This window comes from Actinomyces sp. oral taxon 849 str. F0330 (assembly GCF_000239715.1).
GTDB lineage: Bacteria > Actinomycetota > Actinomycetes > Actinomycetales > Actinomycetaceae > Actinomyces > Actinomyces johnsonii.
Genome location: NZ_JH470351.1, coordinates 86,204 through 88,613 on the forward strand (window position 1 = coordinate 86,204; position 2,410 = coordinate 88,613).

The window sequence follows — 2,410 nt, forward strand, 5'->3', positions numbered from 1 at the left end:
GGCCTCCCGGGAGGCCTCGTCGTCGGCCGCCTTCGCTGGGCTCCCCGGGGCGGGAGAGGCCGAGACCCGGATCGGGGGCGGGGGCCACAGCAGATCGCCGTCGTGGGTCACCGTGATGGTCCGGACCACCTCATCGTCCAGGTCTAGGGCGAGTTCCCCGTCCTTGGCGGGGGTGAGAAGAGCCAGCAGATTGACGATGTTGCGCCCGTAGAGCTGGGAGGCCTGCGAAGGCAACAGCCCGGCCAGGTCCGTGTGCCCCACGATGGTGACGCCGCCCTCGGTGGTGATCACCTCGCCGGGCACCGTCAGCTCAGTGTTGCCGCCGGTGGCTGCCGCCATGTCGATGATGACCGAGCCGGGGCGCATGGCCTCGATCGCGGCCCGGTCCAGGAGCACCGGTGCGCGGCGGCCGGGGATGCTCGCGGTGGTGATGACGATGTCGGACTCGGCGGCCTGCCGGGCGTAGAGCGCGTTGGCCTCGGCCGCCTGATCGGCGTTCATCTCCTTGGCGTAGCCGTCGGAGGAGACCTCCTGGGCGCTGGGCAGCGGCACGAACTGCGCCCCCATGGAGCGGACCTGGTCGGCGACCTCGGGACGCACATCGGAGCCGCGCACCAGCGCGCCCAGGGAGCAGGCGGTGCCGATCGCGGAGAGGCCCGCCACGCCCGCGCCGATGACGTAGACGGCCGCCGGCGGGAACTTCCCGGCAGCGGTCACCTGCCCGCTGAACAGCCTTCCGAAGTGCGAGGCCGCCTCGATGACGGCCCGGTAGCCGGCGAGGTTCGCCTGAGAGGAGAGCACGTCCAGGGACTGCGCCCGCGAGATCCTCGGGACCACGTCCAGGGCCAGGCAGGTGATGCCCCGCTCCCGCAGCGTCTCGAGGAGCTCTGGCTGGCGCGTCGGGTCCAGCCGGCAGATGAGGACCGCGCCCCGGCTCATGAGCGCCAGCTGTTCCTCGGCCGGGGATGAGGCGCTCACCACGACCTCGCAGCCCCAGACCTGGGCTCCGCCTGCGGTCTGGGCCCCCGCGGCCTCGTAGGCGTCATCGGGGAACTGCGCCCGCCCGCCGGCGCCGTGCTCGATCAGGACCTCGTAGCCCAGACGGATCATCCGCTCCACCGTCTGCGGACTCGCAGCGGCGCGCGGCTGATCCACAGGCTCCCGCGGGACTCCGATGCGCATAGTGCCTCCTCGCACGATACGGCTGCCGTCGTCGGCAGGTCGCAAGAAACTATCGGCAAGATAGAAGGTTCCGCAGTCTACGGCAAGGGGGCGTCGGTGTCGCCCCGGCGACCGACGATGCTGTCGGAAGGCCGGGGCAGGGAGCTCAGGGACGGGCCATGTCCCAGCAGCGGGCGCCGCCGGTCATACCTGCCTCGTTGGGTACCACGACGACGTCGTCGCCGATCCTGGCCAGCTGGGCCGCCGTGATCCGGCGCGAATTGCCACCGCCCAGGTAGAGGCGGTCCCACAGGTACATGGGGCGCAGCGCGTCGACGACGCGGCGCACCCGGCGTGACCAGTGGGCGTCGCCCAGGCGCAGGCGCTCATGCTCGCCGATGTAGTCGTCGTAGGTCAGGCCCCAGCGCACCGGCCCCTGGGAGACCTCCACGTGCGGGGCCAGGCCCCCGTTGTCGAAGACGGCGTTGCCCAGACCCGTACCCAGCGTCACGATCATCTCCAGGCCGCGGCCCGTGACGACGCCGGCGCCGGCGACCTCAGCGTCGTTGAGAACCAGGGAAGGGATGCCCAGGGCGCGCGAAACGCTGGTGCCCATGTCGAAACGGGCCCAAGCCTCCACCAGGTCGGGCAGCACTTTGGAACGGGGGCCGTCCTTGGTGATGTAGTGCGGCGTGGCGATGACGACCCCGTGGCGGATCATGCCCGGCATCCCCACCGTCACCCGATCCGCGCCCGGCAGCTGTGAGGCCAGCGAGGCGATGGTATCCACCAGCTTCATCGGCGGCAGCGGGTAAGGGGTCGGGGTGCGCACGGCGCGGGAGATGATGTTGCCCTCGGCGTCCAGCACCGAGGCCTTGATGCCGCCGCCGCCGCAGTCCACGGACAGAGTCGTTGTGCTCACGGCTGCGAGCCTAGTGGAAGCGCCGCGCCGGTAGGGTTCAATGGGACCATGCCACGCATCCGCCTCGACCTGGCCTACGACGGCACCTTCTTCTCCGGGTGGGCCGCCCAGCCCGGGCTTCGCACCGTCGAGGGGGTCCTGGCCGCGGCCCTGGCCACCGTTCTGCGCGAGCCCGTCCGCCTCACGGTGGCCGGCCGTACCGACGCCGGCGTCCACGCCGCCGCACAGGTGGTCCACCTCGATGTGAGTCCCGAGGCCTGGATCGCGCTGCCCGGGCGCTCCGAGCGCCGTCCCGAGGCCGCCCTGCTCACCAGGCTCGCCGGCGTT

Annotated in this window: 2 protein-coding genes and 1 pseudogene; 1 reads left to right on the plus strand and 2 read right to left on the minus strand. The window is 71.8% G+C overall.

The genetic code is table 11. The annotated features are described in order from the left end of the window. Positions 1-1,182: Re/Si-specific NAD(P)(+) transhydrogenase subunit alpha (locus HMPREF0975_RS06210; protein WP_009233282.1), on the minus strand; the 1,182-nt coding region annotated here is incomplete at its 3' end. 145 nt (positions 1,183-1,327) lie between these two features. After that, entirely contained in the window at positions 1,328-2,083 is a 756-nt protein-coding gene (locus tag HMPREF0975_RS06215) for an ROK family protein (RefSeq protein ID WP_009233283.1), read from the minus strand. Positions 2,084-2,131: 48 nt separating this feature from the next. Here HMPREF0975_RS06215 and HMPREF0975_RS06220 point away from each other — a divergent pair. Beyond that, positions 2,132-2,410: pseudogene (locus HMPREF0975_RS06220) on the plus strand (tRNA pseudouridine synthase A); the annotation flags it as partial.